Below are 25,310 nucleotides of genomic sequence, written 5' to 3'. Positions count from 1 at the left end.
GGGGGGGCGGGGCGCGCCCGCCCGCCGGGCGGGGGGGGGGCGGCCGCCGCCCCCCCCCGCCCCCCGCGACCACGAGGGCTGAAGCCCGGTGGCCGGTCCGCGCGCGCCGTCGCCGCCGTGGGCGTCGTCCAGCCGGGTGGTCTCGCGCGTTTCGAGGTCCACCATGAACAGGTAAGTCGTCACGTCGTCGAGCCACCCCTGCCCGTCGTACTTGTGCTGGAGTCGCTCGGTCTCGATGGGGGCGTCCTCCTCGCGTCGGCGTTCCAGATACTCGCGCTGGTCGTCGGTCGGGTCGCGGGCCGCGACCGCGAGGCGCTCGCTCCGCGGTCCCCAGTCGAACTCCGTCGCGCCCTCCTCGAACTCGGTGACCTGCCGGGCGTCCCCGCCGCGTTCGAGGTCGAACACCCAAATCTGCGACTCCGGCTCGTCGTTCTCGTCGCCGTTTTTCGCTTCGGACTCGTCTGCATCGTCCGTGTCGCCCCGCGAAACCGCGATTTCCGTGTCGGTCTCGCGGGCCGCGGCGAACGCCAGTTTCGACCCGTCGGGACTCCACTCGGGCGCGGACGCGTCGGACGCGCGCGTGAGCCGATGGGGGTCCCGAGAGCCGTCGGCGGGCGCGACGAACAGCGAGCTTCGGCGGTCGTCCTCGGCGCGGTCGAACTCGTCGGCGACGAAGGCGACTCGGCCTCCGTCGGGCGAAACCGCGAGGTCTGTGAGGAGCGTGAGGTCGTAGAAATCCTCGACTGCGAGTGGGTCGGTCATGGCTCACTCGTGGCACCCGGCCTACATTAGCGTGTGGGGACGGGCAAGGAGCGCGGGACATCGCCGGTGGGTCGCCCGAGCGAACGCGTCAGTCGGGGAGCCGAACGTCCTCGATGGTGATTCTGGTGGCTTCCACGTCCTCCACGAACGCGCCCCACCCGCCGACCGCGCGTTCGCGCTCGCCGTCGTCCACGTAAATCGTGACCTTCCCGGCCAACTGCGAGAGCGGGACGGTCTCGTCGGTCTCGCTCGACACCCCGGCGTAGGTCGCGCGAGCGATGGTCCCCGAGAGTTCGCACGGGTCGCCAGACTCGGTCTCGTATCCGCGGATGCGAACCTCGATTGCCGCGCCGTCGTTCAGGAGGGGTTCGATATCGCGCACGCACTGGCGGATATTGGTGTACTCGATTGGGGGGTCGCTCGCCCGCTCGGTGTGGACCGTGTCCCAGACGCCCCACAGCGACGTCAGGAAGAACCAGTGGAACACGTAGGTCAGCGTGTAGTCCTCGACCAGCACCCCGTACTGATTCACCGACCTGTCGTGAGGCGCGAAACACGTCTTCGTGCGGTCCACGAGCGCGAGGAACGGGGACGGAAGCTCGCGGTGTCGGACCTCGGTCGCGGCCCCCTCCAGTTCCTCGTCGCTCGGAAGCGTGCTGACATCCTCCGTGTGAATCGACACTTTGACCACCACACCGTTTTCGCGGGCCTGTTCGAGTTGGGGGCGCAGGTCGCGGAACTGCTCGGGTGAGACGGACAACTGCACGTCGTTTTCGGCTTCGGTCACGAGGGTTCGCGCCCGGTCGAACACCGTGTCGAACCGCTTGACGATGCTGACCATGTGGTCGTCCACTGCGGGGCGCTCCCAGCGTTCCGCTATCTCCTCGGCCGCGGTGGCGAGCGTCTCGGCCTGCTCACGGAGGCTCGACAGCACCTCCTCGGGGTCCCGAGCGCGAGCGTGGAGGCTGTCCTGCTCGTAGGTCTCGATGTAGCCGTCGGCTTCCAAATCTCGGAGCACGTCGTAGATGCGCGCCTGCGGGACCGAGCAGGCGTCGGCGATTTCGACCGCGGAGGCCTTCCCCAACTCCAGCACCGCGACGTACGCGTCGGACTGGTACTGCGAGAGTCCGGCGTCTTCGAGCGCCGCTCGGAGTTCCTCGGTCTCCATTCGTATCAGAAAGATGAGTGTGCGGGCAGTTAAGCCCATGCATTCCCACCACGCTTTGCGAGATGGTATTGCATACTTTTTGCACAACAGTTATGGCCGCTCGGCGATTAGGTGAGCGTGATGACCGACGAGGAACTCGAATCCATCCGGGAGCGAAAGCGCGAACAGCTCGCACATCGCGAAGCGAACGCCGAAGCGAACGGCTCGTCCGGCGCGCCCGACGAGCCGATTCACGTCGAGAGCGTCGAGCAGTTCTCGGAAGTCACGACCGACCACGGCGTCGTGGTGGTGGACTTCTACGCGGACTGGTGCGGCCCGTGCAATATGCTCGAACCAATCGTGGCGTCGGTGGCCGCGAACACCGACGCCGCGGTCGCGAAGGTGGACATCGACCAGCACCAGGGGCTGGCGGCCCAGTACGGCGTCCGGAGCGTCCCGACGCTCCTCGTGTTCGCCGACGGCCAGCAAGTCGAGCAGTTGGTCGGCGTACAGGACGAGGCGACCCTGACGCGACTCGTCGAGCGCCACGCCTGAGGCGGTGAATTAGGTCTCCGTTCTGTTTCTGCTCTCTCGCGACTCACCCCTGCGTCGTTCCGCAGTCGGTACAGGTCAGTTCGAACGCTCCGTCCGCGAGGTCCACGTCGTGGGTGCGCTCGTCCTCGCAGTCCGGACAGAACGCGCGCGACTGGAGTTCGTCCCAGTCGTGGCCCGCGCCCGGCGCGCCGAGCGCCCACCCTTCCACGGTCTCGCCGTCGGCGTTGTACCCCTTCTGGAACTCACCCGGCGGGAACCGAATCAGCTCTCCGGACTCGACCGCGACCGTCTCGCGGTCGAGTCCCACCTCGAACGTCGCGGTTCCCGACTCGACGTAGAACACCTCCTCCTGGTCATTGTGTCGGTGGAGACCGCCCGAGAACGACTCTCCGGCTTCGAGTTCGAAGTAGTTCATCGCGAAGTGGTCGGTCCCGAGCGCGCGCGAAACGGGTTTGCGAACGCTGTGGACCTTCATCGGATTCCGCTCGTTCTCGACGGCTTCCACTGCGACTTTCTCCATGGGCCGACTTCAGTCGCTTCGCCGAAAAATAATTCGACTGACTACTGTAGCGGTTCCAGTCCTTCTTCGGCCCGCAACACGTCGATGTACTCGCGGAACCCGGTTTCGAGGCCGAACTCGGGGTCGTAGCCCAAATCTTCCTGCGCGTCGGTCATGTCGAGCATCTGGGTCCACGGGAGTTCGCCCTCGTCGCTCACCTCGATGTCGGCGTCCGGGACGATTCGCGCGACCGTCTCGGCGGCCTCCCGAATCGTCGCCACCTCGCCTCGGACGTTGTAGATTCGCTGGCTCAGGTCCTCCTCGGGCGCGAACGCCGCCTTTCGGAAGGCTTGGGCGATGTCCCTGACGTACTGCCAGTCGATGACTTGGTCGCCGTACTCCACCGCGAACGACTCGCCGAGCGCGGGCTTCTCGACGATGTTCGCGAGGAACGCCGACCCGCCGGTCTCGCGGTAGGGTCCGTAGGCGACCGTCGGGCGCAGACCGACGTGGCTCACGTCGTGGTCCTCGAAGTACACCTTCGCCTGATGCTCGTTGTACTCCTTGGTCGCGCCGTACAGCGTGTCGGGGTAGACGAGGTCCTCCTCGTCCACCCAATCGCCGTCGTAGTTCGCTGGCGGAGCGTACACCGCCGCCGAGGACGCCCACGCCACGCGCTGGACTTGGTCGAGGCTCCGGGCGGCCTCGAAGACGTTGTTCGTTCCCATGACGTTCACCTCGACTGCGCTCCGGGGGTTGTCCCGCGCGAGGGTCGTGAGAAGCGCGGCGAGGTGGACGATTCGGGTCGCGCCCGACTCCGTGACCGCTCGGAACACGCTCGTCGGGTCGGTGATATCTCCCCGGACGACTTCCACGTCGTCGGCGACGCCGAGCTTTTCGAGGATTCGGTCGTCGGTCGAGAGGTCGTAAGCCACCACGTCGTGGCCCGCCTCCACGAGGTCTTCGGCGACGTACGACCCGATGAATCCTGTCCCTCCGGTGACGAGTACGGTCTCTGATTCGGCCATCGTATCGCAAATCTGTCCGGAACCGTAAAAAATCACCCGACCCGGATTTCCGCGAGCGCAGGATACTTGCCCTCGGTCGTACCACTTCGCGAAAGTGACCCTCTCGTCGCATCTCCCCGACGTTCGGAGAGACACCGCGGTAGTCGTCGGGCTGGTCGGCGGCGCGGAGTTCGTCAATCACACGTATCTGGTCCTCTTCCCGCCGATTCTCGGTATCCTCGCCGCGGAGTTCGACGTGTCGCTCTACATGCTCGGTATCGCGATGGGCGTGCAGGGGTTCACCAACACCGCGTTTCAGCTTCCGTGGGGCTACCTCTCGGACAACTACGACCGACGGCTCACCCTCGGCCTCTCGCTCGGTCTCGCCACCGGGAGCGTCTTCCTCATCGCGGTCGCGCCCACCTTCGAACTCCTCCTCGCTGGACAGGCTCTGCTCGGCGTCGGCATCGCGGGCCACCACCCCGCTCACTTCCCGATTCTCGCGGCCGCAACCCCCGAACACCACCGCGCTCGCGCCTTTTCAGTTCGGGCGTTTCTCGGCAACCTCGGCTTCGCCGCGCCGCCAGTGGTCGTCACCGCGATAATCGCGTTTCCCGGTCTGACGTGGCGGCACGCGGTCGGACTCATCGGCGCGGTTGGCGCGGTGTACGCCCTTCTCGTGATGGTCGCGTTCTATCGGTACGTGGACCCGGCGGTGACGGCTCCCGAGTCGGATGACGGGGACACCGATGAAGATGTCACCGCCCACTCCAACACCGACGCGGACGCCGACTCGGACGAGTCGGCGTCCGCGCTCGCCTCGCTGTTGGGTGGCGTCCGCCGGGAAATCCGCGCAATCACGGGGTCGCCCGCCATCCTCGCGCTCGCGGTGCTCGCGCTCGTCGTCTCGACCGCGAGTTGGGGTATCACCTCTTACGCGGTCGTCCTCCTACAGGACGGCTACGGTCTCGGTCTCGACACTGCGAACCTCACGCTCTCGGCGATGTTCGCGGTCGGCGCGGTCATGGTGCTGGTCGGGGGCGACTTAGCCGATAGGTTCGCGCCCGGCCCGGTCATCGTCGGGGCGTACGTCACCGTCTTCGTGTTCGTGGCGGCGGTCGCCACCATGACGCTCCCGCCTCTCGCGGCGGTCGCGTGCCTGCTCGTGGTGGGTGGCGTCCGGAGCCTCGCGGGACCGCCGCGGTCGAAACTCGCCGACCTGCTCTCGGCCCGCGCCGACCTCGGCCGGAACTTCGCCATCATCACGGTCGGCATCATGACCGGAAGTTCGGTCGCGCCGCCGCTGTTCGGCGCGCTCATCGAAGGCCGGGGACTCGGCGTGACGTTCTCGGCCATCGCGGCAATCGTCGTGCTGGCGGTGTTCGTGACGCTGTTCGTCCTGCACCGACACGGCGAGGAGAGCGAGGCGGCCGCGGGTGCGGTCGAAGCCGAGTGATTCGGCGCTCGGACGCCGACTGAACCGACGTCACTCCGATTCGGTCAGCAGGAAGTACGCCAACAGCACCGCGAGTCCGACTTGGGAGGCGATTGCGACGAACTCCACCGGCCCGGCGAACAGGTGGTCCACGATGAACTGGACGGTCGGCACGTCGTGCTGAGAGCCTTGCCCGAAGAGCAACAGCGGTCGGTGGCCGGTGAGGTGCCACGCGAAGTAGCCGAAGATGTACGTCGCCATCAGCCCGATTCCGCCGAGGTAGAGCGGTCTTCGGTATCGGTTCTGCGCGGCCAAATACAGGCCGACGACGATGGCGAGAGCCGAGATGGTGAACAGCGGCCACCGGAGGTCCCGCGGGATGAAGAATCCGGCGCTCGCCCACCGAACCCAGTTGTACAGGCCCATCGTGAGGTGAATCACCGCGGTGATGACCGCGAGGTGGGCCGCGACGAGTTTGGCTGGAGAGGGGAGGTCTGAGTCCATTGGCTGACCGAATGCAGTGAGTCCTGAAGGGTGTCACGGTTTCGCGCTCGAGGGGCGATTCGTTGCGAAACAACTACACGCTTCTGCGTGACAAATATTTGTATGGATGACGACATCCGGGTCACTGACGAGACGCCCTCCCGGTCGAAACGCGCCGACGAGGAAAATCCAGTCAGTATCGGCTCGTGGTCCGAGGACGAAACTGACGGCGCTCGTGAGACGGTAAACCGCTCCCGAAAGAATTTCGAGCGGTGAAACGTTCTCCTGTCTTTCAATAAATTCGGAGTAAAGCAGTACTATGACGAACTCACCACGGAGTGACAGAGCTACCGAGGAACGTCGAGCGTTTATCGAACAGTGGGCCGAGTACGTTCGTACCCACGACGACGAGGAGTGGGCACGCCAGCAACACAAAATCGTCAACTCGCAGCTCCAGTCTGCAAAGGAACTCGCGGAGAAGGGGGACACCGACCCGGCCGAGTTTTTTAGACGGAAGGACGAACGCCGGAAGTCCCGAGGTAATGACAAATAACGCTCTATTCGTGAAGTCCGCCGACCTCGGCGTAGAACGACGACTGTAATTTCTCGGCCATGTCCTCCTCGCGGTCGATTCGCACGTCGATGACGGTCGGCACGTCGCTCGCTTTCCCCTCCCGAAGCGCCGCGCCGAGTTCGTCGGGCGCGGTCGCGCGAATCCCGTCCGCGCCGAAGCCCTCCGCGACTTTCACGAAGTCGGTGTCGTGGAATTCCACGCCTGCGATGTCGCCGTCCTCGTCCTGCATCTGGCGGACCATCCCGAGACTGGTGTCGTTCAGCACGACGAATGTGGGTGCGACCCCTTGTTCGACCGCGATTTCGACGCTGGTCATCGTCATCGTGAATCCGCCGTCGCCCGCGACGCCGATAACGTCCTTCTCGGTCGTAATAGCGGCCGAGACGGCCGCGGGGGTCGCCCACCCCATCCCGCCGACGCCGCCCGACCCGAAGTAGGTCCGGACGGCCGGGGTCTGGAGGTAGTTCAGGAGCCAGAAGCGATTGTTGCCCGAGTCGGCGGTCACGATTGTCTCCTCGTCCACGACGGCTTCGATTTCCTTCACCGCGCGCTGGGGCTTGATGGGCGAGTCGTCCGAATCGCACTCGGGCGCGTGGAAGGACTCGCAGGCCTCGGCCGCGCGGGCGCGCGCCCAGTCGTTCTCGCTCGCCTCACCCTCGCTCGCGCGCTCGGCGGCGTCCGCGGACGCCGCCGAGCGCGCATTCGCGAGCGCGCGCAGACTCTCTTTTGCGTCACCAATCAGTCCCACGTCGGCGGGGTACACCCACCCGGCGTTCCGGGTGTCAACGTCGGCGTGGACGATGGTCTGCTCGTCCGGGCGGACGAAGGAGGGCGCTTGCCAGTTCGTGTCCATCGGATTCATCCGACATCCGACCACGAGGAGGGCGTCGGCCTCGCTCACCACCTGATTCGCGCCTTCGTGGCCGAACGACCCGATGACGCCGCCCGCGAGGTCGTGGGTCTCGGGAATCGTGGACTTGCCGAGGTAGGAGGTGACGACCACCGCGCCGTAGGCCTCCGCGACCGCCTCCAGTTCGTCGTAGGCCTGCGCGGCGTGGACGCCGTTGCCCGAAATTATTACCGGCCGTTCGGCGTCAGCGAGGTGGTCGGCGGCCGTCTCCACGTCCTTGTCGGTCGGCGCGGCGTCCCAGTTCCGGACCTGCTCGTCGGCGTTCCAGACCGGCGGCACGGGGTCGTCGGGCACCTCCTCGGTGATGGCGTTCCCGTCGAGAATCACGGCGGTAGGACCCGGCCTTCCTGCGGTGGCGTGTTTGAACGCCAACTGGACGCTCCGAAGCGTCTCGGTCGGCGAGCGCGGGAACCAGTGTTCCTTGGTCACGCCGTCGAGGATTTTGGGTAAATTCAGCCCGCCGTAGTCGCCGCGGGCCTGCTGGTACGGCGCGAGCGTCGAGTAGTCGCCGCGCTCGCTGGCCTCGGTGAGGACGACCATCGGTGACGACGACAGGCGGGCCTCCATCTGGCCGATGGTGCCGAGGCTCCCAATCCACGGTCCCTGTCCCGCGAGGACGCCCGGATTCTGCGTGAGTCGGCCGTACATCTCGGCCATCACGCTCCCCTCGCGCTCGTCGCGCGGGCGAATCACGTCGATGTCGGTCTCGGGGAGTTCGTCCAGCAGTTCGATGACTCGGCCGCCGGGGTAGCCGAAGACGTACTCGACGCCGAGGTCTTCGAGTTCGGCGACGAGGGCTTCGTTCGTCTCGGTCATCCGTCCTCCAATCGTGGTTCGGTGGTTCGGGATTCGGGCATGGTGATTGCTGGTCGAAGCGACATGTTCCGGCAACTTTTGCTTGTCGGTCGAAACTCCGAAGCCACCCCGACGCACACCATACCTGTCCGAATTTAGAAAGGTATTTGATTCGTAACTGCCAACTTTTCATATCATGGCAATCCCCTTCGTGTCTCGCATCTTCGAGCGAGCGGCCGTGACGACGAAGGACGGTCGTCTCAGGGCGACGTGGCGGGGACTACTTCCCCTGGTCGTCTCGTATCTCGTCCAGTTGCTCGTCATCCTCGGACTGTTCTCGGCCTTGGTCCCCGAAACGGATGGAGCGCCTCCGACCCCTGTGGCGCTGGCGGTGTTGGTCGGAATGGGACTAACTCTGATGGCAACCGCCGGCATCGCGCTCATCGTCGCCGCCCGATTGGACGGGCGGGCCTACGCCGAATACGGATTCGACTGGTCTTTGGGATGGCTACGCGACTGGGTCGGCGGTGTCGCCATCGGAGTGCTGATGGTTGGAGTGGTCGCTGTGTACCTCTCGGTTCGCGGGTACGCGACGCTCGCGCTCGACGTTTCTTGGAACGGTGGCACGTTCGGACCGTTTCTCTCGATTGGTGTCCTCACCGGTGTTCTGTTTTACTTTTTGGCGAACAACGTCTACGAGGAGGTCGTTTTCCGCGCCATCTTGCTTCGGAACTTCGCCGAAGGATTGACGGCGCGGACCGTGGGAGCGCTCCCCGCCGTGGGTGGTGCGACGGCCGCCAGCCTCGTTGTCTTTGGTTTCTATCATCCTCTTCCACCGGGTGGCGGTGGCATCCACTCGGCGCTTACCAGTGCAGGACTTGGGGTGGTCTTCGCCCTCGCGTACGTCGTCTCCGGGCAACTGTCGCTCCCAATCGGGATTCACTTCGGCGGTGTATCTCTGCTGAGTATGTCCGGCGAAAGTGTGTTCGGTATTGCCCTTCCGACGGTCGTGACGCTCACCTTCACTACCGCCGCCCCCACTTACGAGATTTTGTTCGTTCGCATACTCGCGGGCGTCGTCCTCGTCGTCGGATGGGCCGCTCTCCTGTACGACGGCGTCTCCGTCCACAAGTCGCTGTCTCGGTAAACTAGCGACGTGCGAGCGACCGAAAACGGTCGCTCGTTTTCGATTGAGCCTTACTTCGGCCGCTTTTTCATTCCACGTCGTCGAACGGCCAGCTATCCGTGTTTCGCATGCCCTCCTCGTAGCCCTGCTCGACGGTGGCGTCTCGAATCTCCGCGACCGGCTTGTGTTCGACGGTACGGTCCTCCTCGGCGAGTTTGACGACGCCGCCAGCGAGACCCACCGCGAGTTCGCGGAAGTCCCGAAGGTCGAGTTTGTCGAGGGTGTCGCCGTGCGTGTGGCCCCAGCCGCGACCGCTCCCCTCGGAGGTCGAGCGGGCCTGACATCCCGCGATGCCCTTCTGGACGAACGGCCAGTGGTCGCTGTGGGGTCGAATACCCGAGTTCACTCGGATGGGAATCCCGAGTTCGTCGCTGACCTCCTCGAAGGCGTCGCCGATGGCGTCGAAACCGTGGGTGTGGATGTCGAGGTTCCGGGAGTAGCCCGCGCCGTCGATGTTGACGATGCACTTGACCTGCTCGGGGTCGTGGGTGTCGGCCCAGTGGTACGCGCCGAACAGGCCGACCTCCTCCGAACCGAACACGAGCAGGCGGACCTTGGTTTCGAGGTCGTCCTCGATTTGGGTCAGCAGGCGGCCCACCTCCGAGACGAGGACGGTGCCGACGCCGTTGTCGTTCGCGCCCTCGCCCACGTCGTGGGCGTCCACGTGCGCGGTCAGCAGGACCTCCTCGTCGGTGTCGGGTCCGATGACCGCTTCGATGTTTCGCGAGGTGGCGGGTTCGTTGCGACACTCCACGGAGAGTTCGGCGTCTATCGGGCCGTCCTCGCAGTACCGGACGAGTCGGTCGCCGACTTCCTTGGAGACGCCGACCGCCGGAATCGGGCCGGGACCGTCCTCGTTGCCGATGCTCCCGGTCGGCGGGAGACAGCCCTCGATGTGGTTTCGGAACAGGAACGCGGCGGCCCCGGCCTTCGCGGCCGCGCCGTACTTCTCGGCTCGGTGAATCCACCGGCCGTAGTCGTCGGGGGTGACGCTCGACGCCATCACGATTTTCCCGTCGAGGTCCGCGCCCTCGAAGTCCTTCGGAAGGCCGTCCCCCACGTCCACGATTTCGGCGTCCACTTCGCCGCTCGGGGTCCCCGGCAGTTCGACCATCTCGAACCGCTCGTCGAAGGTGTGGGTCCGGTCGGGTTCGACGGTGAGCGAACACGACCCGCGCCACCATCCCGGAATGCCGAACTCGTTGATAGACGCGTCGCGGAAGCCGTGTTCCTCGAAGGCGTCCTTTACGAGCTCGGCCCCATCGGCTTCGCCTTGCTGTCCCGCCATCCGATTGTCGATATCGACGAGGTCACAGAGCAGGTCCCACGTGTGGGTGCTGGTGTACGCGTCGCCGACGAGCGTGGTCGGTAGTGTTGACATCGTTGAAGACGACTGGAGCAAGGGAGACTACCTACATGGTCATTTGGTTAGCGGTAGCCTCGTCTCGTCAGAGTTTGGCCTTGGTATCGCCGTCGGTCACCTGACGTTCGGCGTTCGTGCGGCGTCTCGCGGTGATTGTGTTTTCGTCGCTCGTTTCGGTGTCGAGACATACGAGACGGTTCGGCGTTCGAACCTCTCCGCGCTTCGAGTACCGAAACACATTTGGACATAGATAATCCTTATTAAATTGGCCGAAAAATATAATTTTTAGACGCTTACGACGCCGATATTCGGCAATTTGCTTCCTGCCGTTTTTAACTATCGGTAGGTTTTTATAGGCGCTTGTGTAACGATGTCACGTTCCATGGCGAAGTCAGACGATTTGAAACGGCGAGATTTCCTGAAAGCGACCACCGCGGGCGGCATGGTCGGCATGACTGCACTGGCTGGCTGCTCAGGTGGCGGCGGTCAGGACGATGAGACGACAGAAGACTCCGGTGGCGACGATACCGGTGGCGACGAGACGACCGAGGACTCCGGCGGCGACGACGGTGGCTCGGGCGAGACGCTCCCGACGTACACGTACGTCAACAACGCGCAGAGCTACAACCCGCCCCGACACGACGCGATTAACATCATCGCCGACCAGTTCGGCGACATCGGCCTCGATGTTGAAGTCGACGTGCTCGAATGGGGTACCCTGTTCAGCCGCGTGTCCGAGGAGTACGACTACAGCTTCGCGACGTGGCACACGTTCTTCGTCTCCGAGCCGGTGACGGAACTGAACAACCTGTTCAACTCCGACAACACCGACCCCGGCGACGGGAACTACTCGGGCTACGAGAACCCCGACGTGGACGAGCTGATGTCGAGCTACCTCGCGGAACCCGACGAGGACACTCGTATCGAGCAGTGCCACGAAATCCAGCAGACGCTGATGGACGACGTGCCCATGATGCCCATCACGCACATGCCGCAGTTGGCCATCTACAACAACGAGCAGGTCGACAACTGGCAGTCGGACCTGGCCAACGGGTACAACTCCTACTGGACCATGATTAACCTCGAGATGCAGGGTGACGAGGACACCCTCAAGGGCTACTGGCCCGAGACGCTCTCGACCATGAACGTGCTCGGCCACAACGACGAGAGCAAGCACGTCTACCAGTTCAACGTGATGTACGACAAACTGGTCCAGCTCAACAACGAGGGCGAAATCGACCACGACGTGAGCCTCGCCACCGACTTCGAGCGCGTGGACGAGACCACCATCGAGTACACCATCCGCACCGACCACTCGTGGCACGACGGCGAAGACCTCACCGCCGAGGACGTCGCGTTCACGTACAACTACATCAACGACAACGAGGTCCCGCTCTACTCGACGCAGACGAGCTACCTCGAAGGCGCGGAAGTCGTCGACGAGGAGACGGTCCGCATCAACATGTCCGAACCGCTCGGTCCGTTCAACCTCGCGGTCGCGAACCTGATTCCCATCATCCCCCAGCACGAGTGGGAAGATGTCGACGAGCCGAGTCAGGCCAACATCGAGGAGCCCGTCGGCAGCGGTCCGCTCCAGTTCGACTACTGGAACGAGGGCAGCGAGTTCGGTCTCACGAAGTTCGAGGACCACTTCGCACCCGTCGACTTCGAGCAGCGCTTCTGGCGCATCATCCCCGAAGCCTCGACCGTGTGGGAGAACCTCATCAACGGCGACCTCAACTACGAGCCGTTCGGTCGTGTCGACCGCAGCCTCGACGAGAATCAGGACGAAGACGTCATCACGGTCGAAAGCAACCCGGCCGCGACGTTCTGGAAGTTCACGCCCAACGAGCGCGAGGACTACCTCGACGACGCGCAGATGCGCAAGGCGCTCGTGGAGACGATTCCGCGGACGCCCATCGTCGACCAGGTCCTGTTCGGCTTCCCGGAAGTCGGCTTCAACCTCGTCTCGGAGGCGTTCGGTCCGCTCCACACCGAAGACGTGACCGAGTACGAGGAGAGTCCCGAGGCGGCTCGGAGCCGCCTCGAAGAAGCGGGCTACTCGTGGAATGACGACGACATGCTCGTCGCCCCGAGCGAGTAACGATTCATCGGGCGTTTGTACACCCGATAGATTTTTTAAGAACGAAGGACAGAGGACAACGTAAATCAGTAACATGGGAAAAGCTAGCTTTGTTGTAAGACGGTCACTCCAGCTCGTGGTGACGTTCTGGGCGGTCGGGACGGTCCTGTTCGGACTGTTCCGGCTGATGCCGGGCGACCCGACATCGTACATCGTGTCGTCGTCGATGACGCCCGAGGCGCGCCAGGCGATTATCGCGAGTTACGGACTCAACGAACCGATGCACATCCAGTACATCAAGTTCCTACAGAACATCGTCGTACTGGACTTCGGTCAATCGTTCCACTCGAACGCTCCGGTGAGCGAAGTAATTGCGACGTACCTGCCGAACACGCTCGTCTTGATGCTGACGGCGTTCGTGCTCGCGTACGCCGCCGGTATCACGCTCGGCGTGCTGTCGGGATGGTATCGCGGGTCGCGCTTCGAGCGCACCGCGGTCATCGTCGCGCTGGTCGCGCGGAGCGTCCCGACGTTCTACGTCGGCCTGTTGGTGCTCTGGATATTCGGCGCGGGTTTCGGCGTTATCCCGATGAGCGGGATGACCAGCGCTGGGACGGCGAATCTGAGCTTCTTCGCTATGATAACCTCGGTGGACTTCCTGCAACACCTCGCAGCACCCGCGCTGGTGCTGGCGTACTACTTCATGGGCTACCCGCTGCTCATCATGCGGTCGAGCATGCTAGAAGTTCTCTCCGAGGACTTCATCGACGTGTGCCGGGCGAAGGGCCTCAAAGAGCGCACCATCATGTTCAAGCACGCCGCGCGAAACGCGCTGTTGCCCATCGTCACCGCCGCAGCAATCGCGCTCGGCTACGCGGTCGGCGGAAGCGTGCTCATCGAGACGGTGTTCGCGTGGCCCGGTATCGGTCGGGAGATGGTCCGTGCGGTGCTCCGCCGTGACTTCCCGGTCGCGCAGGGAACGTTCATGGTGCTGGCCGCGACCATCATCATCCTGAACTTCATCGCCGACCTCGCCTACGGCTACCTCGACCCGCGGGTGACCTACGACTAGAATCATGGCACAAGAAGAAACTACAGGCTCGATATTCACGGACATCGACGACGGCGGTTCCGGCGAAGAGATAAATCGGTGGCAACGGACGGCTCGACTCTGGCGCGAGACGCTAAGCGAGCACTGGGGGCTGCTGACCGACGAGCTGTCGGTCAAGCTCTCGATGCTCATGGTGGCGTTCTTCATGGTCGTGGCGGTCATCGCCCCGTACATTACGGAGAACCCGCCGCTCCAACGCCAGTACGAGTCAGACGCCGAAATCATCATCCTGAAGTGGGCCGAACCGTCGCTGTTGGGAGCCGACAGCGGCTATCTCCTCGGAACGACGGCCGAGGGATTCGACATCTTCAGCCAGCTCGTCTACGGGACGCGCGCCGCGCTCCTCGTCGGACTCATCGCGGCGGTGTTCACCGCGGGCATCGGGACGATGGTCGGACTAGTCGCGGGCTACTACGGCGGGAAAATCGACGACGCGCTGATGCGCATCGTCGACTTCCTGTACGGGATGCCGATGCTCCCGACGGTCATCATCCTCGTCGCGTTGCTCGGGCCGAGCCTCTGGAACATCATCTTCGCGCTGATAATTCTCCAGTGGCGCTCGACCGCGCGTGTCATCCGGTCGCAAGCACTCTCGCTTCGCGAACGGCCGTTCGTCAAGGCGGCCGAAGTGGCGGGTGCGGGCGACTGGCACATAATCAGCAGACATCTCGCACCGAACGTGCTTCCGATGTCGTTCCTCTACGGGTCGTTCGCAATCGCGTGGGCGATTCTCACCGAAGCGGGCGTCTCGTTCATCGGTCTGGGAGACCCCAACACCGTGTCGTGGGGAACGATGCTTCAGGCTTCGCGGGCGTACTCCGCGCTCCAGTTCGGCGCGTGGTGGTGGTTCGTGCCGCCGGGAATCTGCATCGGCCTACTGGTCATCAGCGGCTTCCTGATCGGCCGCGGCTACGAAGAAATCACTAACCCCAAGCTACAATGAGTCTACTCGAAGTCGAAGACCTCGAAGTGTACTACGAAACGGAACAAGGACCCGCTCAGGCGGTCGACGGCGTCTCGTTCGAACTCGAAGAGGGCGAGAACCTCGGCATCGTCGGCGAGTCCGGGTGCGGTAAGACCACGCTCGCGAAGTCGATAATCGGGATTCTGCCCGACGCGGGCTACATCAACGCCGGGAGCATCAACTTCAAAGGCGACGACCTCACCGAGATGAACGGCGCGCAGCGCCGCCGTCTCAAGTGGGAAGAAATCTCGATGATTGCCCAGTCGGCGATGAACAGTCTCGACCCGGTGTACACGATTCGCGAGCAAATCGTGGAGGCCATCGAGACCCACCGACCGGGGACCGGGCGAGTGGAGTCGAACGAAATCGTGACCGAGATGTTCGAACTCGTGGGCCTCGACCCCGAACGGGCCGACGACTACCCCCACCAGTTCTCTGGCGGGATGCGCCAGCGCGCGATGATTGCGATGTCGCTCGCGCTCGACCCGTCGCTCGTGCTGGCCGACGAGCCGACCACCGCGCTCGACGTCATCATGCAGGACCAAATCCTGAAGCGCATCAGCCAGATTCAGGACGAGATAAACTCCTCGATGCTGGTCATCACCCACGACGTGAGCGTGGTCGCGGAGACGTGCGACCGCGTCATCGTGATGTACGCTGGCCAAATCGCGGAGGAGGGACCGGTCGAGGACATCTTCAACAACCCCTACCACCCCTACAGCATCGGGCTGAAGCGTGCGTTCCCGAACATCCGGATGGAGAACCAGGACCTGCTCTCCATCGCTGGCTACCCGCCGGAGCTAATCGACCCGCCGGAGGGCTGTCGATTTGCCGAGCGGTGCCCGATGGCGACCGACAGGTGCCGCGAGGAGGTCCCGTCCGAACACGAGATGGGCGACCTCCGGACGTACTGTCACTACGCCGAGGACATCGACCAGGAGCTTCGACCGTACGCCGACGACCCCGAGACGTGGGAGAACACCGTCGCAGCGAAGAACGCTGGCGCACAGGCAGGTGATGACTAAATGAGTAAAACCGACGACGACGTGATTCTTCACGTCGACGACCTGAAGAAGCACTTCAAGGTGGACGAAGGCTGGATAGCGAGTCTCCTCCAGTCGGTCACCGGTGACGACCCCGACTACGTTCACGCGGTCGACGGCGTCTCGTTCGACCTCAAGCGAGGCGAGACGTTGGGTCTCGCGGGCGAGTCCGGATGTGGCAAGACCACTACCGGCATGTCGCTGGTGAAGCTTCACGAACCCACCGACGGCGACATCCACTACAACAACAAGCGCCTCTCGGAGGCCAGCGACGAGGAAATCAAGGAGTTCCGCCAGAACGCCCAGATGATTTTCCAGGACCCCTTCGAGAGCCTCAACCCCCGGATGACGGTGTACGACATCGTGGCCGAACCGCTTCGGGTCCACGACATCCGGAACGAGACCGCTCGGGTCCAGCGTGCGCTGGAGTTCGCCGAACTCATGCCCGCCGAGCACTACTTCGACCAGTACCCCCACGAACTGTCGGGCGGCCAGCGCCAGCGGGTCGCCATCGCGCGGGCGCTCGTGCTCGACCCCGACTTCATCGTGGCCGACGAACCGGTGTCGATGCTCGACGTGAGCCTGCGGGCGGGCGTGCTGTCGCTGCTCGACCGGATGACCGAGGAGTTCGGTCTCTCGGTCGTCTACATCAGCCACGACCTCTCGCTCCTGCGTCACATGTGCGACCGACTCGCCATCATGTACATGGGTAAAATCGTGGAGAAGGGGCCGACCGACCAGATTATCGAGAACCCCCAACACCCCTACACGCAGGCGCTCATCAACGCCGTGCCGGTTCCCGACCCCGACGTGGGTCGCGAACGCGTCGAACTCCAGGGCGAGGTCGGCGACGTCATCGACGTGCCGACCGGATGCCGGTTCAAGGACCGGTGTCCGAAGTACATCGGCGACGTGTGCGACCAAGTGGTGCCGCCGCTCGAAGCCAAGTCCGACACCGGCGCCGACCAGGACATCGCGTGCCACCTGTTCGAGAGCGCAGAGGGGTACGACCCCTACGCCGAACTCGACGGGGGTCGCGCAGAGAACGCGACGGCGGCCAACGACGGTTCGGAATCGGCTCCGGCCGACGACTAGTCGATTCGAATCGGCACTCGATTTGAAAACGGAGTCGGTTCGAAAATAGGGCTGGTTCGAAAACGGACCGACTCACGGACGATTACTTCGGTTTTGGGCGATTTTCAGTTTTTAGATGATTAGTTCCGTTCCTTTAGCGTCGCTCGGAGTCTGACTCCGGGCGCGCTCACCGCCCACGGCAGCTGTGATTTGTGCTTCTCACAGACGCCCGTGACCGTGGCGCGAGTCGTTCCGATGTCGGTGATGTCGCTGACGGTGTCGGGGTCGTAATCTACTGCGACGTTATCGACGCGTCCCGCGCGCTCGCCGTCTTCGAGCCGATAGCCTTCGGCGACCGGGAGTTCGGCGCAGCCTCGGTCGGGCCGGTCCACGGTTTTCCGGTCGATGTCCTTGGCGTAGAGGACGCTCGCGGGCATGACTCCGGTCCGTTGGACGCGCTCGAACTCGTCGCGGAGCCACGGCGTTCCGAACCGTTCGACGTACACGTCGGCCGACTCCCGGAGTTGCTTGGGGTCAGCGTCGCCGGGCGCGACCTCCAGATGCCGGGCGTGGATTCGTGGTGCCTGTTCGAAACCGAGGCTCGGTACGGCATTGCCCGCGGGGTAGGTTTCCTCCTCGGCCGCCGTCGCGGTGTTGTGGAGGAGTCGCGTGACCTCGCCGTCCTCGACCAGTTGCACCGGCGTCGTGGGTCGGAGTTCGGCGTCGTACGCGAGCGCGGCCCACGACCCTGCTCGAACGCCGTCCTCGATGGTGAGGTCGTCGGGACCGATTTCGTCGCCGACCGAGTAGGGACTCAGCCCCATGTAACCGTGGTCGGTTTCGAGGTAGTGGGAGACGAAGTGGAACAGTTGGGCGGCGGCTTCGGGACTCAGCGCGACCGTCCGTTCGCCGGTCGGCGATTCCGCGGCGGTCGCGTCGGCGAGTTCTCGTGCGTCGGCGAGCGCGCCGTCGAAGAACTCCGGAAGGGTGTCGAGGAACTTCGCGCCCCGGGTCGAACCGGCGTGACGTTCGAGTTTCGGCCCGTCTTCGAGGTCGAGGACGAGAGTGACCTGCGCTCGGTCGGTCGTGGTCTGGACGGTGCTCCCGGTGGTCGACCCCCACGACGCCTCGACGTGGGCGTCGGCGTAGTTGGCCCAGACGTGGCGCAAATCGAGGTCGTCGGCCGGTTCGAGACCGTCCACGACCGCATCGACTTTGGCGTCCTTCTCGCGAGCGTCGATGCGCTCGTTCGCCCATCCGCCGTGGACCGCCCGGTGGGTGGTGTAGGCGTCGAACTGTGCGGGGTCGTCTTGGGCGAGGACCTCCCCGCTTCGAACCGCGCGGTCGGCCACGTCCTCCAGACTCTCCTCGTCGATGCTCGACGAGTAGCGGTAGTCGGCCGACCCGTTGGCGAACACTCGCAGACAGACCCCCGTCTCGGTGAATGCAGTGTTCTCCCGCGGCCCGTCCTCGGTCACCACGAGGTCGGTCTTCTCCTGATAGATGCCCCCGACTTCGGCGTACGCGACGTCGTCGTCGTTCTCGAATCGGTTCAGTAGCCAGTCCATCGCGTCCAACACTTCTTCGCGTTCGTCGCTCATGCTTCGTGGATATGTAATCGCGAACCATGAAACCCCCGTTACCGGTCACGCCTCGCAGGTCGAATTTCGCTCGCGACTCAGTCCCGTTCTCTCACGCCGCCCTCCATTGCCGCCGCGATTCGCTCGGAATCGACGCCCTCGACTGCCTTCGGCGAGTCGGGGTCGGGCGGGCGCTCGCCGAGCGAGCGTTGCCACCACCCAACGTCCCGCCAGTCGCCGTTTTTGAAGCCGACCGACTCGAACGTCCCGACCGACTGGAACCCCATCGACTCGTGGAGACCGACGCTCGCGGAATTCGGGAGCGCGATAACCGCGATTGCGGTGTAAAAGCCCTGTGCACTGAGAACCGGGAGGAGCGCGTCGTAGAGTCGGGTTCCGACCCCGGAGCTACGCGAGTCCGCACGAACGTACGCCGACACGTCCACCGCCCACCGGTAGGCCGCGCGACTCTTGTGGGGTCCGGCCTTCGCGAATCCCAGTACTTCACTCTCGGTCCCGCCCCGAGACTCATTCCGACCCTCGCGCTCGTAGACCAACCACGGGTACCGGTCGTCCGCGATTTGCTCCCGAAACTCCGCCACGCTCGGAGGCGTCTCTTGGAACGAGATGGCGGTCTCGCGGACGACGGGCGCGTAGATGTCTCGAATCGCCCCGGCATCGTCCGGGGTCGCGAGTCGGATTTCGGAACTCACGCCGATTTCCCCCCGGTCTCGGTATCGGAATTCCCCTCGGTCGCGTCCACCCCACGCGCCATGCAGACCGCCGAATCGGGGCACAGTTCCGCGAACTCGGTCGTGTCACGAATCTCGAAGGGTGCCGACTCGCGCTCGACCTCTGCGAACCCCTGCGCGTCGAAGAACTCGGGCGCGGTGGTCGTGAGCAGGTACGCCGACTCGACGCCCGCGTCGGCGGCGTCGTCGAGCAGGCGCTCGCAGATGGTTCGTCCGTAGCCGTTTCCGCGCGCGGTTTCCTCGACCGCGACCGAGCGCAGGAGTGCGGAGTCGCCACAAATTTCGAGGCCGCCGACGCCGACGCGCTCGCCGTTGACTTCACAGATTCGGAGGCAGTCGATTTTCCCGTCGAGGTCCGCGACCGGGAGACCCTCGTCGGTGAGCAGTCGCTCGGCGTACTCGCGGTCGCTCGCGTCTGCGGCACGCAGTTGGGATTCCGGAGCCATGGAAAACGAATCGAGACCTACGGATATAAAATTTGTGAGCGAATCGCACATATCCCGGCAGTATCCGGAAAGAAACCGCCCCAACTGCACACTACGAAAACGTTTATGTAAATACGAATCGTTCTAGCCCGATATGAGTGATGTCGATTCGAACGCGCCGACCGACGACGCCCGAGAGACGCTCGAACGCCTGTACGACGACCCGGACGAGGAAATCCCGGAACTCCTCGACCACCGCGCGGACGAGGACGCGGTCGAGTCCCAGTATCCGGTGTTCCGGGCGCTCGCGAACGAGGACCGCCTCCGACTGCTCGATATCCTCCGGAACGGCGAGCGATGCGGCTGTGAACTCATGGTCCTCATCGACGCGCCCCAGTCTACGGTCGCGACCCACCTCCGCAAACTCCGCGAGGCGGGACTCGTGACGAGTCGCAAGAAGGGCAAGTGGAACTACTACCGCATCGCCGACGCCGCGGTCATGGACGTGCTCGACCTCGCGGTTGCGGTACGGGAGGACTGAGATGGTCGGGTTGCTCACTGGCGACGTCGCGGCCGCGTGGGACTTCTTCGTCCACCTCGCGGTCGTCCTGATTCCGCTGTTCGTCGCGGGGGCGTTCCTCGTCGGCCTCCTACAGGAGTACATGCCGCCCGAGCGCGTCGAGGGGATTCTCCGCCGACACGACGGCGGGACCGGGAACGCCGTCGCGGCCGGAATCGGTGCAGTCACGCCCTTCTGCTCGTGTTCGACCGTGCCGGTCCTCGCGGGTCTGCTCGGCGCTGGCGCACCCCTCGGTCTCGCGTTCTCGTTCTTGCTGGCGTCGCCGCTCGTGAACGAACTCGCAGTCATCCTGCTCGTGGGACTGTTCGGTCTCGAAGTCGCGGCCGCCTACGTCGGCCTGACGCTCGTGGCCGCGGTGGTCGGCGGCATCGTCATCGGACGACTCGACCTCGAAGCCCACGTCAAGGACGTGTCGCTGCTCGCGCCCGACGAGTCGCCGGACGGCGACTCGTCGGGCGATTCGGAAGTCGCTACCGACGGTGGGACCGCGAGCTGCGGAACCGCGGACAGCGGGACCGCGGGCTGTGGACCCACCGACTGTGGAACCGCGGACGCCGGAGCTTCGGAGTCGTGTTGCGACTCCGGGTGCGGCGGTGGGACGCCGCGGAACGCGGCGTCCCACCGCGAGCGCGTCGGCCGGGCCGCGACTGGCGCGCGGGAGTTCTTCGTGGACCTCCTCCCGTACCTCCTGCTCGGCATGACGCTCGGCGCAATCGTCCACGGCTTCGTCCCGGCGTCGGTCGTGCTGGCCGTCATCGGCCCGGAGAACCCCCTCGCGGTTCCCATCGCCGCGATAGCCGGAGCGCCCATCTACGTGAGCATGAGCGCGATGCTCCCGGTCGCGGCGTCGTTCGCCGAGCAGGGCGTCCAAATCGGCACCGTGCTCGCGTTCGTCGTGGGGAGCGCGGGCGTGAGCATCCCGAACCTGATTCTGCTCAACAAGCTGTTCGACCGGACGCTGCTGGCGACCTACGCTGTGACCGTGGTCGCGACCGGCGTCGTCGTCGGACTGGCGTTCAACGCGGCGTTAGCCTGAGGTGGGCTACCCCGCCGGAACCTGAACGTTAATAGCCCGCCGAGAGCTACGTGATGCCATGTCAGGCCCAACGTACCAGCCGGTCGAGTCGCCCGACGCGACGACGGTGTTTCCGTACCACGACCTCACGCCGCCGACCACCAAGGACGTGTTCCGGGCCAGACGAATCGTGAGCAAGTATCTCCCGAAGACGCCGCTCGTGCGAAGCGAACTCCTCTCGGAGGAACTCGACGCCGACGTGTACCTCAAGCGCGAGGACACCCTTCCGACCGGCGCGTTCAAGGTCCGGGGCGGAATCACGCTCGGCGCGCGACTGGACGACGAGTTCCGCGAACAGGGCCTCATCGCGGCGAGCACGGGCAACCACGGCCAGTCCGTCGCCTACGCGGGCCGGGAGTTCGGCCTCCCCGTCACAATCGCGGTCCCCGACGACCCGAACCCGGGCAAAGTCCGGTCGATGGAGCGAATGGGCGCGACCGTCGAGGAGCGCGGCGAGGGCTACGACGCCGCCCGTGAATGGGCGGAGAATCAAGCGGCCGAGAAGGGCTACCGGTACGTCCACTCCGCGAACGAACCCGACCTCGTGGCGGGCGTCGGCACCGCCGGACTCGAAGTGCTCGACGAACTCCCCGACGTGGACACCGTCTTCTGCCCGGTCGGCGGGGGAAGCGGCGCGGCGGGCTACTGCCTGACGCTCGGCGCGATTTCCGACGCGCGCGTCGTCGGCGTGCAGGCCGAGGGCGCGAACGCCGTGTATCGTGGCTTCCACGAGGGCCACCTCGACCCCGGCGACGGCACGAATACCACCGCCGAGGGAATCGCCTCGCACGTCCCGTTCGCGCTCACGATGGAAATCATGCGCGGGCGTCTGGCCGACCTCGAAACCGTGAACGACGACGAAATCTGGGACGCCGTGGTCGCGATGTTCCGCGAGGAGAACATCACCATCGAGGGCGCGTCGGGCGCGGCCATCGCGGCCGCGCTCCGCGCGGGCGACGACCTCGCGGGCCAGACCGTCGTGGTCCCGACTTCGGGCCGAAACGTCGCTGGCGACAAACTGATTCGCGCGCTGGAGGAACGATAACCATGACAGCAGACACACCTTCGACCCCGATTCGTGACCGACTCAGCGAACTCCGCCGAGAACTCCACCGCTACCCCGAACCCGCGTGGCGCGAGTTCTACACCACCGCCAAACTGGTCGAGGAAATCGACCGAATCGGCGTGGACGAATTGTACCTCGGCCGAGACGCGATGAACCCCGGCGAGCGACTGGCGGTGCCGCCCGCCGACCAAATCGCCGAGTGGCGCGAGATGGCCCGCGAGCGCGGCGCCGACCCCGACGTTCTCGACCGACTCGACGACTGTACGGGCGCTGTCGCGGTCCTCCGTCGCGGCGAGGGACCAACCGTGGCGCTCCGGGTGGACATCGACGGCCTGCTCCGCGAGGAGTCCGAAGACTCCGACCACGTCCCGGTCGCCGAGGGCTTCCGGTCGGAGCGCGACGACACGATGCACGCCTGCGGTCACGACGCCCACATGACCATCGGCCTCGCGGTGCTGGAAGCGGTCGCGGAGAGCGACTTCTCGGGGACGTTCAAGCTGTTCCTCCAGCCGGCCGAGGAGAAGGGCGGCGGCGGCCGACCGATGGCGAAAAGCGAACACATCGAGGATGTGGACTCGCTGTTCGCGGTCCACGTCGGCCTGAACCACCCGACCGGCGAGGTGGTCGCCGGAATCATCGAACCCCTCGCGGTCAGCAGCGTCGGCGTCGAGTTCCGGGGGGAGTCGGCCCACGCGGGCCTCGCGCCCAACGAGGGCAACAACGCGATGCAGGCGCTCGGCACCGCCATCCAGAACGCCTACGCCATCCCGCGCCACGAGGACGGCGCGACCCGGGTCAACATCGGCGAGGTCGAGGGCGGCACCGCGTCGAACATCGTGGCCGAGCGAATCGAGGCCGGGGCCGAGGTCCGGGGCGAGACCACCGAACTCATGGAGTACATGAAAGAGAAGGTCGAGCGCGTGATTCACTCGGCGGCCGAGATGCACGGCTGCGAGGCCGAAATCACGACGCGCGGGCAAGCCCCCCGGTCCGACAGCGACCCCGAACTCGCGGCGCTGGTTCACGACGCCGCGCTCGACCATCCCGCGGTCGAGAACGCCATCGCCGAGTCGTCGTTCGGCGCGAGCGAGGACGCCACTTACCTGATGGACGCGGTTCAACAGCGCGGCGGTCTCGCGGCCTACGCCATCGTCGGTACCGACCACCCGACCGGCCACCACACCGCGACGTTCGACGTAGACGAGGAGACGATTCCCATCGCGGTGGACGTGCTGACCGAGGCCGTCCTCGCCGCGGGACGCGGCGAGGCGGCCCGCGACAGCTAAGTTCGTCGCGACGGTCCGACACGAATTCCGAATGGTATTTTAATCTATCTGGTCATCGCTAGACGAATGGAGTGGAAACGGTTCGTCTCTCGCTGGTCTGTCGTCGGCGTCGGCGGACTGCTGCTCGCGTTGGCGCTCACCTACGGTTACGTGGACCGAGACCGCATCGTCGTCGATTCCGCGGAGATTCTGCTCCCGGTCGTCGTCGCGGCGGGTGTGATAGGGTTCGGTCGGTGGCTCCACTACAGTTCGTTCGCCGACCGTGACGTGGCGCTCGTCGCGCTCGGCCACCTTTCGGGCGGGGTGCTGTTCACCCTGCTCATGGGGTGGATTCTCTTCGTTCAGGGGCTGGACGGCGACGTGCCGCCCGAACCGGGCTACACCATGCTTCACGGCGTCGCAATCGGTACGTTCGCGAATGGCGTTCTCACGGCGGGCGTCCTCCGTCTGCGGGACCAGCGCGAGCGACTTCAGCGACGCGCCGACCAACTGGCCGAACAGAACGACCGCCTCGAAGATTTCGCGAGTATCGTCTCTCACGACCTCCGGAGTCCGCTCAACGTCGCGCACGGCCGCCTCCAACTGGCTCGCGAGACCGGCGAGTCCGAGCAGTTCGACGCGGCCGAACGCGCACTCGACCGAATCGAGGACATCGTCGAGGACATGCTGACCCTCGCGCGCCAGCAACAGGCAATCGGCGAAACTCGACCCACGAATCTGGAATCGGTCGCCGCCGACGCGTGGCAGACGGTCGAGACCCGGGACGTGGACTCGCGCTTCGACGCCGAGGTTCGAATACTCGCGAACCGAACGCGCTTACAGCAACTGTTCGAGAATCTGTTTCGCAACGCCATCGACCACGGCGGCGAGTCGCTCGCCGAGGTTCGGGTGGGTTCCCTTGACGACGGTTTCTACGTCGAGGACGACGGCGTCGGGATTCCGGAACCGGACCGCTCCCGAGTGTTCGACCGCGGCGTGTCGAAGGACGCTGGCGGGACCGGTCTCGGACTCGCCACCGTCGAGGAAATCGCGCAGGCCCACGGGTGGTCGGTCGTCGCGGCCGAGGGCCGCGACGGCGGGGCGCGGTTCGAAGTCACGGGGGTCGAAGTGGCGTCGGATGCCGAGACCGAACCGGACGGGGAGAAGCGTTCGGAGGGAGGGGCGAGGCCGGACAGAGGGACGGGGCCGAAAGGAGGGACGAGGGCGGACGGGAAGACACGGTCTGACGCCGAGGGTGAATCGACCGCCCGCCAGTGACCCCCTCGAACTCGCCTCCTTCGGTCCCGCGAATCCGCCTACTTCTGTCGTTTCTGTCGCTGTTCCTCGGCCTCGGCCTCGTAGCGCTCGGCTATCTGCTCGTCCTGTCGCTTGCGTCGGTACTCCCAGTAGCCCGCGACGAGGACTAGAACCGCCAGCATCGCCCCGCTCAGCGGTTGGCCCGCGAGCGCGAAGTACGCGAACGACCCGACTGCGAACAGAAGCGTCAGTCCGAGCGTCATCTTCGCCCACCCCTGCGTCGGCGTCTTCCGTTCCTGCATACTCCCGATTCCGGGAG

Annotated in this window: 25 protein-coding genes and 1 pseudogene; 15 read left to right on the top strand and 11 right to left on the bottom strand. The window is 65.0% G+C overall.

From position 1 onward, the window contains the following. Both EKH81_RS13135 and EKH81_RS13130 read right to left on the bottom strand, forming a co-directional pair. Window positions 1-762 (bottom strand): annotated as a pseudogene (locus EKH81_RS13135) (PD40 domain-containing protein); the annotation flags it as partial. An 88-nt stretch (window positions 763-850) separates the two neighbouring features. Beyond that, on the bottom strand, window positions 851-1,930 hold the full coding sequence (locus tag EKH81_RS13130) for a TrmB family transcriptional regulator (RefSeq protein WP_132058569.1): 1,080 nt from the start codon (window positions 1,928-1,930) through the stop codon (window positions 851-853). A gap of 120 nt (window positions 1,931-2,050) precedes the next feature. On the opposite strand from EKH81_RS13130, the gene trxA reads away from it, so the two are divergent. Continuing rightward, window positions 2,051-2,464, top strand: coding sequence for a thioredoxin (gene trxA, locus EKH81_RS13125; RefSeq protein ID WP_132058570.1), 414 nt, complete (start codon window positions 2,051-2,053; stop codon window positions 2,462-2,464). A 43-nt stretch (window positions 2,465-2,507) separates the two neighbouring features. Here the strand turns inward: trxA and EKH81_RS13120 are convergent, their stop codons facing one another. Beyond that, on the bottom strand, window positions 2,508-2,984 hold the full coding sequence (locus EKH81_RS13120) for a cupin domain-containing protein (RefSeq protein ID WP_132058571.1): 477 nt from the start codon (window positions 2,982-2,984) through the stop codon (window positions 2,508-2,510). A gap of 41 nt (window positions 2,985-3,025) precedes the next feature. Continuing rightward, window positions 3,026-3,991, bottom strand: a complete 966-nt coding sequence (locus EKH81_RS13115; protein WP_132058572.1) for an NAD-dependent epimerase/dehydratase family protein — start codon at window positions 3,989-3,991, stop codon at window positions 3,026-3,028. Between the two features lie 94 nt (window positions 3,992-4,085). Here EKH81_RS13115 and EKH81_RS13110 point away from each other — a divergent pair, with 94 nt between their 5' ends. Beyond that, complete coding sequence (locus EKH81_RS13110) at window positions 4,086-5,426, top strand: MFS transporter (protein WP_162224620.1); 1,341 nt, start codon at window positions 4,086-4,088, stop codon at window positions 5,424-5,426. 30 nt (window positions 5,427-5,456) lie between these two features. Here the strand turns inward: EKH81_RS13110 and EKH81_RS13105 are convergent, their stop codons facing one another. After that, complete coding sequence (locus tag EKH81_RS13105) at window positions 5,457-5,909, bottom strand: hypothetical protein (RefSeq protein ID WP_132058574.1); 453 nt, start codon at window positions 5,907-5,909, stop codon at window positions 5,457-5,459. A gap of 102 nt (window positions 5,910-6,011) precedes the next feature. On the opposite strand from EKH81_RS13105, the gene EKH81_RS19395 reads away from it, so the two are divergent. Both EKH81_RS19395 and EKH81_RS13100 read left to right on the top strand, forming a co-directional pair. Continuing rightward, window positions 6,012-6,164, top strand: a complete 153-nt coding sequence (locus EKH81_RS19395; protein WP_202935140.1) for a hypothetical protein — start codon at window positions 6,012-6,014, stop codon at window positions 6,162-6,164. Window positions 6,165-6,207: 43 nt separating this feature from the next. Continuing rightward, on the top strand, window positions 6,208-6,441 hold the full coding sequence (locus tag EKH81_RS13100) for a DUF8150 family protein (protein ID WP_132058575.1): 234 nt from the start codon (window positions 6,208-6,210) through the stop codon (window positions 6,439-6,441). A gap of 4 nt (window positions 6,442-6,445) precedes the next feature. On the opposite strand, the gene EKH81_RS13095 is transcribed toward EKH81_RS13100, so the two are convergent. Beyond that, window positions 6,446-8,188, bottom strand: coding sequence for a thiamine pyrophosphate-binding protein (locus EKH81_RS13095; RefSeq protein ID WP_132058576.1), 1,743 nt, complete (start codon window positions 8,186-8,188; stop codon window positions 6,446-6,448). A gap of 217 nt (window positions 8,189-8,405) precedes the next feature. On the opposite strand from EKH81_RS13095, the gene EKH81_RS13090 reads away from it, so the two are divergent. Then, a complete protein-coding gene (locus EKH81_RS13090; protein ID WP_162224619.1) occupies window positions 8,406-9,314 on the top strand; it encodes a CPBP family intramembrane glutamic endopeptidase in 909 nt (302 codons plus the stop codon). Between the two features lie 67 nt (window positions 9,315-9,381). Here the strand turns inward: EKH81_RS13090 and EKH81_RS13085 are convergent, their stop codons facing one another. Beyond that, window positions 9,382-10,734, bottom strand: a complete 1,353-nt coding sequence (locus tag EKH81_RS13085) for a M28 family peptidase (RefSeq protein ID WP_132058578.1) — start codon at window positions 10,732-10,734, stop codon at window positions 9,382-9,384. A 364-nt stretch (window positions 10,735-11,098) separates the two neighbouring features. Here EKH81_RS13085 and EKH81_RS13080 point away from each other — a divergent pair, with 364 nt between their 5' ends. The 5 genes from EKH81_RS13080 (at window position 11,099) to EKH81_RS13060 (ending at window position 17,012) form a co-directional block, all read left to right on the top strand. Further along, window positions 11,099-12,820: an ABC transporter substrate-binding protein gene (locus tag EKH81_RS13080; protein ID WP_202935139.1), complete on the top strand. Its 1,722-nt coding sequence runs from the start codon at window positions 11,099-11,101 to the stop codon at window positions 12,818-12,820. A 73-nt stretch (window positions 12,821-12,893) separates the two neighbouring features. Continuing rightward, window positions 12,894-13,871 (top strand): ABC transporter permease, encoded by a 978-nt coding sequence (locus tag EKH81_RS13075; RefSeq protein ID WP_132058579.1) that lies wholly within the window; start codon window positions 12,894-12,896, stop codon window positions 13,869-13,871. Window positions 13,872-13,875: 4 nt separating this feature from the next. Further along, on the top strand, window positions 13,876-14,853 hold the full coding sequence (locus EKH81_RS13070; protein WP_132058580.1) for an ABC transporter permease: 978 nt from the start codon (window positions 13,876-13,878) through the stop codon (window positions 14,851-14,853). Next, the gene (locus EKH81_RS13065) at window positions 14,850-15,899 is read left to right on the top strand and encodes an ABC transporter ATP-binding protein (protein WP_132058581.1); all 1,050 of its coding nucleotides are present in this window, start codon (window positions 14,850-14,852) and stop codon (window positions 15,897-15,899) included. The genes EKH81_RS13070 and EKH81_RS13065 overlap by 4 nt, the downstream gene beginning before the upstream one ends. Beyond that, complete coding sequence (locus EKH81_RS13060) at window positions 15,900-17,012, top strand: ABC transporter ATP-binding protein (protein WP_132058582.1); 1,113 nt, start codon at window positions 15,900-15,902, stop codon at window positions 17,010-17,012. A gap of 119 nt (window positions 17,013-17,131) precedes the next feature. On the opposite strand, the gene EKH81_RS13055 is transcribed toward EKH81_RS13060, so the two are convergent. From EKH81_RS13055 to arsN2, 3 genes are all read right to left on the bottom strand, one after another. Continuing rightward, window positions 17,132-18,592 (bottom strand): metallopeptidase TldD-related protein, encoded by a 1,461-nt coding sequence (locus tag EKH81_RS13055; protein ID WP_132058583.1) that lies wholly within the window; start codon window positions 18,590-18,592, stop codon window positions 17,132-17,134. 77 nt (window positions 18,593-18,669) lie between these two features. Next, complete coding sequence (locus EKH81_RS13050; RefSeq protein WP_162224618.1) at window positions 18,670-19,284, bottom strand: GNAT family N-acetyltransferase; 615 nt, start codon at window positions 19,282-19,284, stop codon at window positions 18,670-18,672. Then, window positions 19,281-19,769 carry an arsenic resistance N-acetyltransferase ArsN2 gene (gene arsN2 / locus EKH81_RS13045; protein ID WP_132058585.1) on the bottom strand — a complete coding sequence of 163 codons (489 nt, stop codon included), beginning with the start codon at window positions 19,767-19,769 and terminating at the stop codon, window positions 19,281-19,283. Before arsN2 ends, EKH81_RS13050 begins: the two co-directional genes overlap by 4 nt. A gap of 133 nt (window positions 19,770-19,902) precedes the next feature. On the opposite strand from arsN2, the gene EKH81_RS13040 reads away from it, so the two are divergent. The 5 genes from EKH81_RS13040 (at window position 19,903) to EKH81_RS13020 (ending at window position 25,012) form a co-directional block, all read left to right on the top strand. Beyond that, a complete protein-coding gene (locus EKH81_RS13040; RefSeq protein WP_132058586.1) occupies window positions 19,903-20,289 on the top strand; it encodes an ArsR/SmtB family transcription factor in 387 nt (128 codons plus the stop codon). 1 nt (window position 20,290) lies between these two features. Next, window positions 20,291-21,364, top strand: a complete 1,074-nt coding sequence (locus tag EKH81_RS13035; RefSeq protein ID WP_132058587.1) for a permease — start codon at window positions 20,291-20,293, stop codon at window positions 21,362-21,364. Window positions 21,365-21,422: 58 nt separating this feature from the next. After that, window positions 21,423-22,448, top strand: a complete 1,026-nt coding sequence (locus EKH81_RS13030) for a threonine ammonia-lyase (RefSeq protein WP_132058588.1) — start codon at window positions 21,423-21,425, stop codon at window positions 22,446-22,448. Between the two features lie 2 nt (window positions 22,449-22,450). After that, window positions 22,451-23,755: an amidohydrolase gene (locus EKH81_RS13025; protein ID WP_132058589.1), complete on the top strand. Its 1,305-nt coding sequence runs from the start codon at window positions 22,451-22,453 to the stop codon at window positions 23,753-23,755. Window positions 23,756-23,821: 66 nt separating this feature from the next. After that, window positions 23,822-25,012, top strand: a complete 1,191-nt coding sequence (locus EKH81_RS13020) for a sensor histidine kinase (RefSeq protein ID WP_162224617.1) — start codon at window positions 23,822-23,824, stop codon at window positions 25,010-25,012. Window positions 25,013-25,050: 38 nt separating this feature from the next. Here EKH81_RS13020 and EKH81_RS13015 read toward each other — a convergent pair whose 3' ends face one another. Further along, window positions 25,051-25,293, bottom strand: a complete 243-nt coding sequence (locus EKH81_RS13015) for a hypothetical protein (protein ID WP_132058591.1) — start codon at window positions 25,291-25,293, stop codon at window positions 25,051-25,053. Between the last annotated feature and the right edge of the window lie 17 nt (window positions 25,294-25,310).

Source organism: Halorussus amylolyticus (assembly GCF_004143485.2).
Classification (GTDB): domain Archaea; phylum Halobacteriota; class Halobacteria; order Halobacteriales; family Haladaptataceae; genus Halorussus; species Halorussus amylolyticus.
This window is presented reverse-complemented; position numbering and strand designations above follow the sequence as displayed.